The organism is Clostridium frigoris, from assembly GCF_018861865.1.
GTDB classification, from domain to species: Bacteria; Bacillota; Clostridia; order Clostridiales; family Clostridiaceae; genus Clostridium_AD; species Clostridium_AD frigoris.
Genome location: NZ_JAHLDV010000009.1, coordinates 93954 through 108874, shown reverse-complemented (window position 1 = coordinate 108874; position 14921 = coordinate 93954). Strand labels below are relative to the sequence as shown.

9 protein-coding genes are annotated in these 14921 nt (G+C 32.6%); all 9 read right to left on the bottom strand.

What is annotated here, in order from left to right; genetic code table 11:
• Positions 1-150: 150 nt before the first annotated feature.
• Entirely contained in the window at positions 151-1911 is a 1761-nt protein-coding gene (gene pyk, locus KPL37_RS06895; protein WP_216147049.1) for a pyruvate kinase, read from the bottom strand.
• Positions 1912-1982: 71 nt separating this feature from the next.
• Positions 1983-2942: a 6-phosphofructokinase gene (gene pfkA / locus KPL37_RS06890; protein ID WP_216147047.1), complete on the bottom strand. Its 960-nt coding sequence runs from the start codon at positions 2940-2942 to the stop codon at positions 1983-1985.
• Between the two features lie 421 nt (positions 2943-3363).
• The gene (locus tag KPL37_RS06885; protein WP_216147053.1) at positions 3364-6927 is read right to left on the bottom strand and encodes a DNA polymerase III subunit alpha; all 3564 of its coding nucleotides are present in this window, start codon (positions 6925-6927) and stop codon (positions 3364-3366) included.
• 57 nt (positions 6928-6984) lie between these two features.
• A complete protein-coding gene (locus tag KPL37_RS06880; RefSeq protein ID WP_216147046.1) occupies positions 6985-8289 on the bottom strand; it encodes a DRTGG domain-containing protein in 1305 nt (434 codons plus the stop codon).
• Between the two features lie 7 nt (positions 8290-8296).
• Complete coding sequence (whiA, locus tag KPL37_RS06875) at positions 8297-9247, bottom strand: DNA-binding protein WhiA (protein WP_216147045.1); 951 nt, start codon at positions 9245-9247, stop codon at positions 8297-8299.
• Between the two features lie 4 nt (positions 9248-9251).
• Positions 9252-10589, bottom strand: a complete 1338-nt coding sequence (locus tag KPL37_RS06870) for a gluconeogenesis factor YvcK family protein (protein ID WP_216147044.1) — start codon at positions 10587-10589, stop codon at positions 9252-9254.
• Positions 10586-11470 (bottom strand): RNase adapter RapZ, encoded by an 885-nt coding sequence (gene rapZ / locus KPL37_RS06865; RefSeq protein WP_216147043.1) that lies wholly within the window; start codon positions 11468-11470, stop codon positions 10586-10588. The genes KPL37_RS06870 and rapZ overlap by 4 nt, the downstream gene beginning before the upstream one ends.
• A 272-nt stretch (positions 11471-11742) precedes the next feature.
• Complete coding sequence (gene murB, locus KPL37_RS06860) at positions 11743-12726, bottom strand: UDP-N-acetylmuramate dehydrogenase (protein WP_216147042.1); 984 nt, start codon at positions 12724-12726, stop codon at positions 11743-11745.
• Positions 12727-12881: 155 nt separating this feature from the next.
• Positions 12882-14747, bottom strand: coding sequence for an excinuclease ABC subunit UvrC (uvrC, locus tag KPL37_RS06855; protein ID WP_216147041.1), 1866 nt, complete (start codon positions 14745-14747; stop codon positions 12882-12884).
• Positions 14748-14921 lie beyond the last annotated feature (174 nt).

The window sequence follows — 14921 nt, the reverse complement described above, 5'->3', positions numbered from 1 at the left end:
TCAGACCCTACCGTTGCCAGTAAATCCCTTGCTCTCAGGTTGTCTTCCCGTTGGTTAGGCGACATAGGCTTCTTTCAGCCTATCGGCTCAGCTAACATGCTGGACGTACAAAAAAGGATTGCCAAATATATGACAATCCTAAAAGCTTTTTTAGTTCTTTACATTAGCCCTACCACTATACACAATACCTCTAGCTGCATCCATTGTTATAAAAGATCCAGTTTTAATTATATCTACTGCTCCTGCTGCATTGTATATTATTGGAACTGCTTTTGAAGTACCTTCAACAACAACATCTGATCTTGTTGCATCTTCTTCAACAATAATTCCTGAAACTCTATCTAATAAATTAGTATATTCTTTAGTTAATGTTTTTACTACTAAAATATCGCCATCATGCATAGTTTCATTTGCTTCTTTTGCATTTTGAGCAAAGCAAGCTGTTCCACAAGCTGATGCGCTTATGTTTCCTTTACCTTGAAGTAATATATCACCAACAATATGAACTTTCATCATGTTTGTGCTACCTACAAAATTGGCTGGAATTCCAGCAGCAATAACTACTAAATCACCTTTTTGTACATATCCTGCTTTTAATGCAATAGCTACAGAATTTTCTATAAGTTTATCTGTAGATTCTATTTTATCAGCACATACTGAAACAACGCCCCAATTTAATGCTAAACTTCTAGCTACTACTTCATAAGGAGTAACCGCAATAACTGGACATTCTGGTCTATAAGCTGATACCTTTCTTGCTGTATTACCACTTTGAGTTGCAGTAATAATAGCTGCAGCGTTTAATTCCATAGCTGTAGTACAAGTAGCTAAACTAATAGCATTTGGTACATTAGGAATATGAAAATCTCTCTTATTCTTTAAGTTTTCTTTATAATTAAGAGCCTTTTCAGCAGTTTGTGCTATTTTAGCCATTATAGTAGCTGCTTCAACTGGGTATTTACCATTAGCAGTTTCACCACTAAGCATTATACCATCTGTACCATCAAATATTGCATTTGCAACATCTGAAGATTCTGCTCTAGTTGGTCTTGGGTTTCTGATCATAGAATCTAACATTTGAGTAGCTGTTATAACTGCTTTACCTGCAGCATTACATTTTGCTATCATCATTTTTTGAACTATTGGAACATCCTCTGTTGGAATTTCAACTCCTAAATCTCCTCTGGCAACCATGACAGCATCAGATAATTTAATAATATCATCAATGTTATCAACACCTTCTTGACTCTCAACCTTAGAAATTATTTGTATTTTTTCTCCACCATTTTCATTAAGAACACGTCTTATATGAAGTACATCTGATGCTTTTCTTACGAATGATGCTGCAATAAAATCAACGCCTACTTCACATCCAAATTTCAAATCGTTAATATCTCTTGCTGTAAGTGCAGGAAGATTTATTGCAACTCCAGGAACATTAACGCCCTTATGATTTCCTACCATACCAGTATTTGCAACTACGCAATGTACTTTTTTGCCTTCAACGCTTTCTACTGTTAATGCAACTAAACCATCATCTATTAATATAGTATCGCCAGCTTTAACATCTTTATATAATTCTTCATAAGTTACAGAGCATATAGTTTCATCTCCGATAACTTCCTCACCACAAACAACAGTGAATTTAGATCCTTCTTGTAATTCAACTTTACCAGCTGAAAAATTTCCTGTTCTTATTTCTGGTCCTTTAGTATCAAGTATTATAGCGATATGTCTATTCATTTCTTTTCTAACTTGTTTTACTCTATCAATTCTTTCTTTATGTTCTTGATGATCACCATGTGAAAAATTATGTCTTGAAGCGTCCATTCCTGCATTTATTAAATCCTTTATAGTTTCAACACTTCCACTAGCTGGTCCTACTGTACAAATCATTTTAGTTTTTTTCATTAATTAATCTCCTCTTATTGTATATTATTTTATATTTAACTTTTATATATAAGCCTTCTTATTAAATTACTTTAGTAAGAAAGAATTTTGGATATTTCATAAAGTTCTTCATTAAATTTCCTTGGTATTTCTAGTGCTTCATTGATATCTTCATCAACTATTTTACCGTTTTTCATGCCAATAACTCTTCCTGATCTTCCTTCTATAAGCACTTTTACAGCAGCTACGCCCATTTTAGATGCAAGCATTCTATCAAAGGCACTTGGACTTCCACCTCTTTGAATATGGCCGAGGATTGTAGCTCTTGATTCAATTCCGGTTATTTCTTCAACCTGCTTTGCAAGTTCATTTGCGCCGCCAACACCTTCAGCAAGGATTATTAGATTATGCATTTTGCCTCTTAATTTACCTTCAAATATAGTTTTGCATAAATCATCCATTGCATACCCTTTTTCAGGTATAATTACCTCTTCAGCCCCTCCGCCAATACCAGCATATAAGGCTATATCTCCACAATTTCTTCCCATTACTTCAATTACACTAATTCTCTCATGAGAACTTGAAGTATCTCTTATTTTATTTATAGCATCAAGTACTGTATTTAGTGCTGTATCAAATCCTATCGAATATTCACTGTATGGAAGATCGTTATCTATAGTTCCCGGTATGCCTACAGTTGCAATTCCAAGTTCTGATAAAAGTTGCGCTCCTGCAAAGGAACCATCCCCACCAATTACTACGAGTCCATCAATACCAAATACTCTTAGTACATTAACTGCTTTTTTTCTTCCAGCTTCAGTTTTAAATTCTTCACAGCGTGCAGTTCTAAGAATAGTTCCGCCTCTATGAATTATATCCGAAACTGAATGTCTATCCATATCAAATATTTCACCATTTATAAGCCCACTATATCCTCTTTGTACACCCATAACTCTTATGCCTTTAAATATAGCCATCCTAACTACTGCTCTAATGGCTGCATTCATTCCTGGTGCGTCGCCTCCACTTGTTAATACCGCTATTGTTTTCATAACTATTCCTCCTTGTAACTCTCTATAGAATAAACAATTATTAATTCTTTCCCCTTTATAATTCTTTAAGGTATAAAACAATTATTAATTGTTTTCCATTTCTGTACCATCGGGATAAATTTGCCCCACCGTGGTCATAATATGTCCATGCTACCAACAAAAATATAACTATTATTAAAAAATACCCTTTATACTCTAATATTATACAAAATCCTCGCAACATTCAACGGTTTATAGAAATAAATAATTATTTTTTAATAAACAACCTATTATCAGTGCAATGTAATCCTTTTAATGGATATAATCAGGCATATTATACACATATTCCCATTTAACGAATTAGAATTACTTTCTTAAGTATCATTATTAAAGATAACAATGTTACCTTTAATAACTAATTTTACATAAGCACCAAAATATTTTATTGTATTTTTATATTATCTTGTCCAAATATTTTTCTTAAAACTTCCATAACATCAATTTCTTCACTGAGCCATAAAGCCTTATCAACAGCATACATTTTCCTCGGCTCTTTTGTACAAAGATATACTGGAGTACTACCTCTATAAATGGTTAGGTTTTGCTTTATTTTCTTTAATGCATCTCTCATCATAACATCATTTTCGACTAAGATATAAATTTTTTCGCTATTAATTTTCGCAAGTGGTTTAATATCTTCACACAATATCTTTGGTTGTTCTTCTTCGCGAATACTAACCCTGCCTTTAATAATTACTATTTCATCTTCTTCAACAAGTGACTTATATTTTTCAAATGTCTTTGGGAAAACTATTACTTCAACACTAGCATATAAATCCTCTAGATTAATAAATGCCATCATATCATTATTTTTAGTAACTTTTTTACTAACCGATGATATTATACCACCAATTATAACCTTATCACCATCTTGAAGTTTAAAACTTTCACTAAGCACTTCATTATCTTCTTCAAGACTTTCATCTACCACAATATCAGATATCCTAGTATTTGTCTGTATGTTAAGTGTTTCTTCGTATTCATCTAGCGGATGACCCGATAAATATATTCCAGTCATTTCCTTTTCCATAGCTAAAAGATGTTTCTTTTTAAATTCTTTGATGTTCGGATACTCTATTTCAAAATTATTATAATCATTATCAAAATCTAAAAACAGATTTATTTGTCCTGAAATATTTCTCTTTCTATCATTATTCACTCCATCTAATACCTTCTCGTAAACTGCTAGCAATTGCGATCTATGAACTTTAAAATCATCAAATGCTCCTGCCTTAATAAGACTTTCCACTGCTCGTTTACTTACACAAGACGTGTCTATTTTATTACAAAAATCCATAAAACCTGAAAATTCGCCTTTCTCTTCTCGGTTACGTACAATGCTCTCTATTACATTTACCCCTACATTTTTAAGTGCCGATAGGCCAAATCTTATAGTATCCCCTTTTACAGTAAACTCAGCGAAACTTTCATTTATGCTAGGAGGCAACACCCCAATATCAATTTGAACTGCATACCTAGTGTAAAAAGCTATTTTCTCAGCATTTCCTTTTACACTATTAAGCATTGCAGCTATAAATTCTGTAGGATAATAACACATTAAATATGCAGTCTCATAACCTACAACAGCATACGCTGCAGCATGTGATTTATTAAATGCATAAGATGCAAAATCCATCATTTGATCAAATATTTTATTTGCTGCCACCTCCGTTATCCCATTTCGCAGACAACCTTGTACTTCTATATTTCCAGTCTCGTCCACTATTCCATGGATAAAGTTATAACGCTCTTCTTCCATAACTTTATGCTTTTTCTTAGACATAGCACGACGAACTAGATCGGATCTTCCCATTGAGTATCCAGCAAGTTTTCTAACTATTTCCATAACCTGCTCCTGATAAACCATTACCCCATAAGTAACGCCAAGGATTTCCTCAAGCTGTGGAGTAACATATTCCACCTTATCCATACTATTTTTATTTCTTATATAACGTGGAATTTCTGCCATTGGACCTGGCCGGTATAGACTTATACCGGCAATAATATCCTCAAGATTATCTGGTTTTAGTTCCTTCATAAAGCTAGTCATTCCTGCAGATTCCAGTTGGAATATTCCTACTGTTTTTCCTTCTCCAATCATTCTATAGACTTTATGATCTTCAATATCTAAATTATCTATGTCTATAGATACATTCCTGTTTTGTTTTACAAAATCTACACAATCTCTCATAACTGTAAGAGTACGAAGTCCAAGGAAATCCATCTTCAAAAGTCCTAGTTCCTCCAGGGTTCCCATAGGAAATTGTGTTACTATCATTTCATCGTTTTTCTGAAGAGGAACGTAGTTTACTAAAGGCTTAGACGCAATAACTACTCCCGCCGCATGGGTAGAACTATGCCTTGGAAGTCCCTCCAGTGCCTTTGCAATATTTATAAGTGCTTCAACCCTTGAATCATCTTCATACAAGGAATTAAGTTCTGCATTCATTTCCAAAGCCTTATTTATAGTTATATTAAGCACAGATGGTATCATCTTAGCGATTCTATCCACTTCAGCATAAGAATAATTCATGGCACGTCCAACGTCTCTTATACAAGCTCTAGGAGCCATTGTTCCAAAGGTTATAATTTGTGACACATTAGTAGATCCATACTTTTCAACTACATAATCAATAACATCTTGACGCCTTTCATAACAAAAATCCGAATCTATATCCGGCATAGATACTCTTTCTGGATTTAAAAAACGCTCAAAAATAAGACTATATTTAATAGGATCAATCTTTGTTATATCTAAAGTATATGCAACAATTGAACCCGCTGCAGAGCCACGCCCAGGGCCTGTTGGTATTTCATGATCTACTGCAAACTTGATAAAATCCCATACTATAAGAAAATAATCTACATATCCCATTTGTTTTATTATATTAAGTTCATATTCAAGTCTATCCACATACATCTTAGCAGTTGGATTCGATTGAGCTATTTCATTTATACATTCTATAGAGAAACCCTTGGTCATTACATCACTAAAAACCTCATACCTAGGCGCCAAACCCTCGTAACAGTGTTCTCTTAGAAATTCATAAGGATCTACACCGCCGGGCAGTGGAAACCTTGGAAGTTTTGATACATGAAATTCATAATCAAAGTTACACATCTCCGCTATCTTAACTGTATTACTAAGCGCCTCTGGAACATAAGAAAAAGTCTTTTGCATCTCTTCTGGCGACTTTAAGTAAAACTGATCTGAGGGATATCTCATTCTATTTTCATCATCAACAGTTTTTGCTGTTTGAATGCATAAAAGAATATCATGAGCTTTAGAATCTTCTTGCATTATGTAGTGAGTATCATTTGTACAAATTAGCGGAATCCCAGTATCCTTTGATAATTCAACCAAAAGTTCATTAACCTTAAACTGTTCTTGCATACCATGATATTGTAGCTCTAAATAATAACCATCTTTGAATATATCCCTGTATTTTAACGCTATTTCCTTTGCTTTTTCATAATTGCCTCGCAAGAGAAGGCTTTGAACTTCGCCACCAAGACAAGCACTGCTAGCAATTATTCCCTCACTATACTTTGCGAGAAATTCATAATCCACCCTTGGTTTATAATAAAAACCCTTAATGGACGCAGCAGATACTATATGCATCAAATTTTGATAACCTTTAGCATTCTTAACTAAAAGTATTAAATGGTGGGTAGCATTATCTCTATCTGCTTCTTTTATGTTCATAGATTTAGCTGCTACATATATTTCACAACCAATAATAGGTTTAATTCCCTGTTCTTTTGCCTGTTTATAAAATTCCACACATCCATACATTACTCCATGATCAGTTATAGCAATACTTTTCATGCCTAGCTCTTTGGTTTTAGAAATGAGCTCTTTAATCTTTCCCGAACCATCAAGAAGACTGTACTCTGTATGCACATGCAGATGTACAAAGCTTCCTAAATCTTCTTTCTTTTTCATCTTTAGTTCCTCAGTCATTTTTTCACTTCCCCTCAAACCCTAAGTTAATTAGATGTATTATTTACCAAATATTTTTGCAGAAATCATAGACTTTGCAATAGGCTCATTATTCTTATTGTACATATTTATTTCTACCTTAGAAAAGCTCCTACCTTTATCAACAATTTTAGTATATATATCTATATCACTACCCATTTGTACAGGTTTCATAAAATATGACATAATACTATCTACTGAGATGTTAATATTATTTTTTTGCCTCAATGCCATTATCCCCATAGTTGATAGGAGCATATTTAGTGAACTCCAAGAGGCCGTTCCAAAAGGATCTAACATCTGTGGGATAATTTGACCATTGAAATGTAAACTATTATCCTCGTGTACACATGTGAAATTCATTAAAATAAGATCTTCTAAAGTTTCAGCAACTTGTGGTTGCCTAAGTGCAAACTCCATTGCTTTTATAACATGTTCTATAGTTAGAACCCCTACAAGCTTCTTCTTATCAACCACAGGACAAATTTTAATTCCATCCCAGCCCATAATGTGAGCTGCATAAGCTATAGTTGTTTTAGGTGTTACACATACAGGGTTCTTATTCATAATTTTATTAATTAGTTCATCATCATCGTTACATCCTTGTAGATCTCTTAATGTAACTATTCCAATAATTTTCATGTTCTCATCTAGCACTGGATATCTCTCATGATTAGTTTCCACCATTAGCTGTCTCCACGTAGCAACAGTGTCAGTACCAATAAGGCAAGTAATATTAGTATCCATAACATCTTCAACTAAAATAATTTCTTTTTTTATCATAGTTTCATAAAGAGCCTTGTTTATCATGCTAGCCACTGTAAAGCTATCATAAGTTGACGATAATACAGGAATTCCTTTTTCATCCGCAAGCATCTTTACTTTTTCACTAGAATCAAACCCTCCAGTAATTAATACTGCAGCCTCATTTTCAAGAGCAAGTACTTGTGCTTCTTCTCTATTTCCAACAATAAGGAGGTACCCTGGCTTTAGATATCTAATTATTGATTCAATATCCATTGCTCCTATAATAAATTTATTTAAACTTTTATTTATACCATCTTTACCACCCAAAATAGTAGCATCAAGTATTCTTATAACTTCAGCATAAGTAAGACTATCAATGTTTTTTTTATATACCTTCTCAACTCTTATTGTTCCCACTCTAGGAACGGTATTAACAATACCCATGTTCTCTGCTTCTTTTATCGCTCTATAAGATGTACCATCACTAATGCCGAGCTCAGAGCTTATGCCCCTTACAGATATTTTAGTTCCAATTTGCAGGGCAAGGATATGATTAACTATCTCCTCATGTTTTGACATTATCTTTTTACCTTCCTTCTTTCCTTAATTCTTCAGCAATCTTTTCTATCCTTCTTAATCTATGATTAATACCAGATTTTCCTACTGGCGGTTCAAGTATTGCACCAAGTTCTTTTAAAGATTCATCAGGATACTCAAGTCTTAGCTCCGCAATCTCCCTCAAATTTTTAGGTAATCTCTTAAAACCTATTTCATTTTGTATTAATCTTATACTTTCAACTTGTCTTACTGATGCATTTACTGTTTTACTAAGATTAGCTGTTTCACAGTTTACAAGTCTATTTACATTGTTTCTCATTTCTTTCATTATCCTTACATTTTCTAAAAAAAGTAATGAATTGTGTGCTCCAATTATGTTAAGAAGGTCAACAATTTGTTCACCCTCTTTAATATAAATAACAAAACTGCTTTTTCTTTGTATTATTTTTGAAAACAATCCATAGCTATTAATAAGTGTACTTAATTCCCTTGCATAATCACTATCATGAGTCACAAACTCTACATGATAGTTTTTCTCAGGGTTACTAATACTTCCACCGCCTAAAAAGGCCCCTCTTATATATTTACGTTTGCATTCCTCAGCCTCAATTAACCTGCTGGGTATAGTGTAGTCTATTGAAAAAAAGTTTTCATCCTCAAGGACTGCTACTTGCTTTAATAAATTTTTAACACCCATTTCTTCCGTAATTATAACAACATATACATTCTTTTTCTTAAGTGAATTGCTTCTCTTAACTAATAATCTAGCGTGAATAGCAAAATGTTCCTTTAATAATTTAAATATAAGTCTTGCTATCGCAGGATTTTCAGTTGTTATTTGAAAATTTATTTGTTTATTTGATCCAAGTCCAATAGTTCCACTAACTTTCATTATAGCCGCCATCTCAGCCATGGCTTCTTTCTTGCTCATATCTGTAAATCTACAAATTTCATTTTTAACCTTAGACGAAAATGACATTATTCTACTCCTTATTGCGTTTATTTTCCTTCAACCTCTGCGATAAATAAAAGTACTCACCTATTTTCTTTTTATCGTTAAATAACTTTTTCTCCATAATTGTTTCTACTAAAATGGTAGCAAGCTTGTCTGTGTCATGTCTTATATGACCTTTCCCTACTTTAACGAAATCACTTTTAATTATTCCTATTCCTTGCTTTTTAATTTCCTCTTCATTTATAATAACCATTTTGGAATTATCATTATGATATTTTAGTTCTAATTCATTACTTATTTCACCTGTATTTACCAATACATAATCAACAACTTTTCCTTTAGCATGCCGATTTATAGCCTTTATATGATCACTAACACTGTAATCATCACTCTCGCCTGGTTGAGTCATTATATTTGACACATAAATCCTTATAGCCTTTGTCTTATACAATGTATTTCTTATTTCCTTTACTAATATATTTGGAATAATACTAGTATAAAGGCTTCCAGGACCTAGAATTACTGCATCTGCTTCATTTATAGCAACTAACGCTTCCTTAAGTGCCCTAGCATCTGTAGGTTCTATAAACACTTCATCAATAGGGCTCTTATTGTCTATTACGCCTCTTGGAATATTTGATTCTCCATCAATTATATTTCCATTTTTAAGCTTTGCCTTTAATGTCATATTATCCAAAGTAACTGGAATAACGCGACCTGTTACAGCTAGTACCGAACTCATTTTCTGTACAGCTTCTTCAAAGTTGTTTGAAATTCCATCCATCGCAGCTAAAAATAAATTACCAAAACTTTGGTCCTTTAGTCTTCCATCTTTAAATCTATACTGTAATAACTCGTCCATTAGTGGTTCCGTATCTGCTAAGGCTAAAATACAATTTCTAATATCCCCAGGAGGAAGAATACCTAAATCTTCTCTTAGAACACCTGACCCCCCACCATCATCTGCCACTGTGACTATTGCCGTTATATTATTAGTATATTTCTTAAGGCCTCTAAGCATGGTAGATAAACCGGTACCTCCTCCAATCACTACAATCTTAGGTCCCTTGATAAGTACTCTCTTTTCATATATTAAATCTTCCAATTTTCTCGAACTTATAGCTACATCACTACTGCCTGTATTAACTAATATAATAAAAAATTTCATGATTTGTATTATGGCAACATATATTGTCAAAGCTCCAAGTACTATAATCAGTGCTGATAAAACTAACTTTTGCAGAGAATTGTATTCTTTGTTTATTAGTACGACAATTCCAAATACTAAAATAGAAGCACCTACAATACCTAGAAGAATCCACCTTTTTATATTAATTCCAGGCTTCAGCAAATTCCTTAGCATCATAGCTTACCATCACCTCTATTTACATCTTCATTTATATCCCTATGATCTATATTAACATTGTAACCATTACGCCCAAGTATTTCATAAATTCTATTTGCTATAGCAACTGATCTATGTCTTCCACCTGTGCATCCTATAGAAACTATAAGTTGTCTTTTTCCTTCTTTTTTATAATTTGGTATAAGGAACTGTAACATATCTTGAAGTTTTTCTATAAATACTTTAGTCCCTTCAAAATCTAATACATAATCGCGAACCGGCTGGTCATTGCCTGAATACTTCTTAAGTTCTGGAATGTAAAAAGGATTAGGCAAAAACCTTACATCAAATACCAAATCTGAATCCACAGGTATCCCATATTTAAATCCAAACGAAAGCACAGTTATAACAAGTTTAGTTTCTATCTGACCTTCCTCACCATAAATATTATTTATTTCTTCTGTAAGTTCTCTTGCAGAAAGTTTAGATGTATTAATTATATGGTCAGCACGCTCACGTACATCCTTAAGTTTACGTCTTTCAGTTTCAATTCCATTTACAACTCTTCCCTCTGGTGCTAGAGGATGTTTACGCCTTGACTCTTTATATCTTTTAATAAGCACTTTATCTGAGGCCTCTAGAAATAATATTTCATACTCATACCCTTCATCTTTTAGGTATGTTAAGCTTTCAAATAAATCATCAAAAAACTTTCCACCACGAATATCTATAACTAAAGCAATTCTGTCAATATTACCATTAGATTGATAACATGCCTCAGCAAATTTGGGAATTAAAACAGGTGGCAAATTATCCACACAAAAAAAACCTAAATCCTCAAGGTTTCGTACCGTTTGTGTTTTCCCAGCACCTGATAGCCCTGTTAATATAACAAATCTCATTAAAAAAAACCCCCTTTACAAAAATCAAGAATTTTATGTCACCTAATATTTTATTATTACTGCCAGTATTTTATATATTATCAATTATTTGCTTTAAATGTTTATCTACCTCATTGTACTAATACAGTTTTATTATTAATTATAACACAAATAATCATAATTATAGATATGTAAATACAAAAAAATGCACAACAGTTTATCTTATTGTGCATTTTAAAATCCTATTTATTTTATGAATTTTTTAAAATTATTTGTAAGTAATATAAAACAGTTTAGTAAGAAGATGAACCAATTTCACTCGTAGACCCAGCTTCGCAAGAAGCTGCCCCCTCGAAAGGTTCCTTATCCTCTCCCCAAATTTTTACTTCGGTATCAAGCCTCACACCAAATTTTTCTTGTACTTCATCCTGTACAAGCTTAATTAAATCCAAAATATCTGTTGCGCTTGCGCTCTTTTTATTTATAATAAAACCAGAATGTTTAACAGACACCTCTGCATCACCAACATGAGTTCCTTTCAGATTTGAATCTTGTATAAGTACACTTGCATAATGCCCTTCAGGTCTTTTAAACGTACTACCTGCTGATGCATATTCCAAAGGTTGTTTATCGCTTCTTTTTTTTGCAAGGTCATCCATTCTCGCTTTTATAACTGCCTTGTCACCCACCTCTAGCTTAAGAGTAACACTTATAACTGTATATCCATATTTAAGAACAGCGCTACTCCTGTAGGACAGCTCCATCTCGTCTTTTTCTATTGTTAATAATTCTCCATTATTGTCTATTGCAAGCATACTATCTAGAACCATAGACATTTCGCCATTATATGCTCCTGCATTCATAGCCGCTGCTCCACCAATACTCCCTGGGATTCCATTAGCAAATTCAATACCTTTAAGACCATTATCTAAAGCTGCAATTGTAACATCATATAAACTTGCTCCACTTTGAGCTGTTATTTCATTTCCTTCAACCTCAATTTTATTAAGGTTACATAGTTTTATTACAACACCGCGAATTCCACCATCTTTAACTAATAAATTAGAGCCCTTCCCTATTAAGAAATAATTGACTTTATATTTTTTACATATTTTTATTAAAGCTTGAACTTCTAGAACATCATTTGGTGTTACTAAAATATCGGCCGGTCCACCCACTCTAAAAGAAGTGTGGTTTTCCATTAGTTCATCTACCATTATATTAGCATTATCTGTTGCTTTATTTATTTGTTTAAGTAATTCCGTATATGATTTCATATCCTACTCCTTGATAATATTAATATATTTATATACTCGCATAACATAAATAATATTATTTATGTTGCTCAAGTTATAGTTCTTTTAGTTTACCCTTTTTCCCACAATAACTCAACAGTTTAAATTTTTGATGTAAATAAATATTAAGAATATGTTTATTTATTATTTTTAAAATATTCTATAACACACTCTGCAGACTTGCTATCCATAGAAGGGGTCTGAGTTAGTTCTTTTGCGCTAGCACCTTTCACATTATCAATGCTGCCAAACTTTTTAAGTAGCTCTCTTCTTCTCTTTTCTCCTATGTTTGGTATGTTATCCAATATAGAATATAATGTTCTTTTATCCCTAAGTGTTCTGTGATAAGTAATTGCAAATCTATGAACCTCATCTTGTATTCTAGTAATTAAGTGCATACTTTGAGAGTTACTTTTCATAACTAACTCTATGTTATTATATATTAAACCTCTAGTTTTGTGCCTATCATCCTTAACCATTCCACATACTGGTATGTTAATATTTAGATTATTTAAAACCTCAAGTGCCACATTAACTTGGCCTTTACCCCCATCCATAAGAATTAAATCCGGAAACACACAAAACTTGCCTTTACTAAGTTCTAAATTTCTCTCTTTTATTCTTTTGACTTCATCAAGTCCACGTTGAAACCTTCGTTCTAAAATTTCCCTCATACTATCATAATCATTGGCTCCTATTACTGACTTTATCTTAAACCTTCTATAATCACTGGTTTTAGGCTTTCCACCTTCAAAAACCACCATGCTTCCTACAGAATCTACCCCCATTATATTTGAAATATCATATGATTCAATTCTATCAGGTATTTCATCAAGTTTTAATAATTCTGTAATCTCCTGCATTGCAATTTTATGAATTTCCTTATCCTGCATGTCTTTTAATTTAAAATTTTCGAGAGTTATCTTTGCATTGTTTGCAACCATCTCCAAAGTCTTTTTCTTTTCTCCCTTTTGAGGAATCTTAATGGTTACCTTTGAATCTTTTTTAGCGCTAAGCCATTGCTCTAAGATTTCTACCTCACTTATAAAAGGTACATATATTGTTTTAGGAATAAATGCTGTCCCACCATAAAATCTCTTTATAAATTCTTCTATAAGTTCATTTTCTACATCCTCTGCTTCATCATTTAAAATAAAGTGTTCTCTCCCCACTATCTTACCATCACGAAGAAAAAACACCTGAATACAAACATCTTTTTCATCAACATACACATTAATGAAATCTTCATTTTCACAATTTCCTACTATAATCTTCTGTTTCTCATTTATTTTTTCTATAGCCATAATCTTATCTCGAAATACCACTGCTTTTTCAAATTCTAAAGTTTCCGATGCACTTTCCATTTTCTTCTTTAATTCATCCTTTATGCTTTTGTCTTTCCCCGTAAGTAGATCCAATGCTCCCTTTATAATCTTTCCATAATCTTCTTTGCTAATATAACCTGTGCAAGGTGCTTTACATAATCCTATATGATAGTTTAAGCATGGCCTATCATGTAGGACACCTTCTTTTATATTTCTTCTACATGTTCGAAGTGGGAAAATTTGTTTTATAAGTTCAATGATACTATATACAGCTGCAGAATCTGTGTATGGTCCAAAATATCTTCCCCCATCACTTACAATATTTCTAGTTACAAATACCCTTGGAAACTCCTCATTAATAGTTATCTTTATAAATGGGTAATGCTTATCATCTTTTAGCAATATATTATATCTTGGGGTATATTTTTTAATAAGATTGCACTCAAGGATCAAAGCTTCCATCTCTGAATCAGTTACTATATATTCAAATTCAGCTATATTTTTCACCATAGCTTTAACTTTTACAGAATGATTTTTTGAAGCCTTAAAATACTGCCTTACTCTATTTTTTAATATTTTAGCCTTTCCAACATATATTATTTCACCAAGATTATTTTTCATAAGATATACTCCTGGTGCATCTGGAAGAGTCTTTAATTGATAATCAAAATCAAACACAACCGAGTACCTCCTTTACTTTATATAAACATATATATTTAAAATTATACCAATACATCTAAATTTCCCGGGCAATTTATTACAATTTACTACATATAATTTTTCTTTTATGCTAATATTAATGTTATAAATCATTATCTTTAATTATACTACAAAATAAATTATGCCATACAA

Coding starts and splice junctions, on each gene's coding strand:
- pyk (WP_216147049.1), bottom strand. CDS start 1,911: ATGAAAAAAACTAAAATGATTTGTACAGTAGGACCAGCTAGTGGAAGT.
- pfkA (WP_216147047.1), bottom strand. CDS start 2,942: ATGAAAACAATAGCGGTATTAACAAGTGGAGGCGACGCACCAGGAATG.
- KPL37_RS06885 (WP_216147053.1), bottom strand. CDS start 6,927: ATGAAAAAGAAAGAAGATTTAGGAAGCTTTGTACATCTGCATGTGCAT.
- KPL37_RS06880 (WP_216147046.1), bottom strand. CDS start 8,289: ATGTCAAAACATGAGGAGATAGTTAATCATATCCTTGCCCTGCAAATT.
- whiA (WP_216147045.1), bottom strand. CDS start 9,247: ATGTCATTTTCGTCTAAGGTTAAAAATGAAATTTGTAGATTTACAGAT.
- KPL37_RS06870 (WP_216147044.1), bottom strand. CDS start 10,589: ATGATGCTAAGGAATTTGCTGAAGCCTGGAATTAATATAAAAAGGTGG.
- rapZ (WP_216147043.1), bottom strand. CDS start 11,470: ATGAGATTTGTTATATTAACAGGGCTATCAGGTGCTGGGAAAACACAA.
- murB (WP_216147042.1), bottom strand. CDS start 12,726: ATGAAATCATATACGGAATTACTTAAACAAATAAATAAAGCAACAGAT.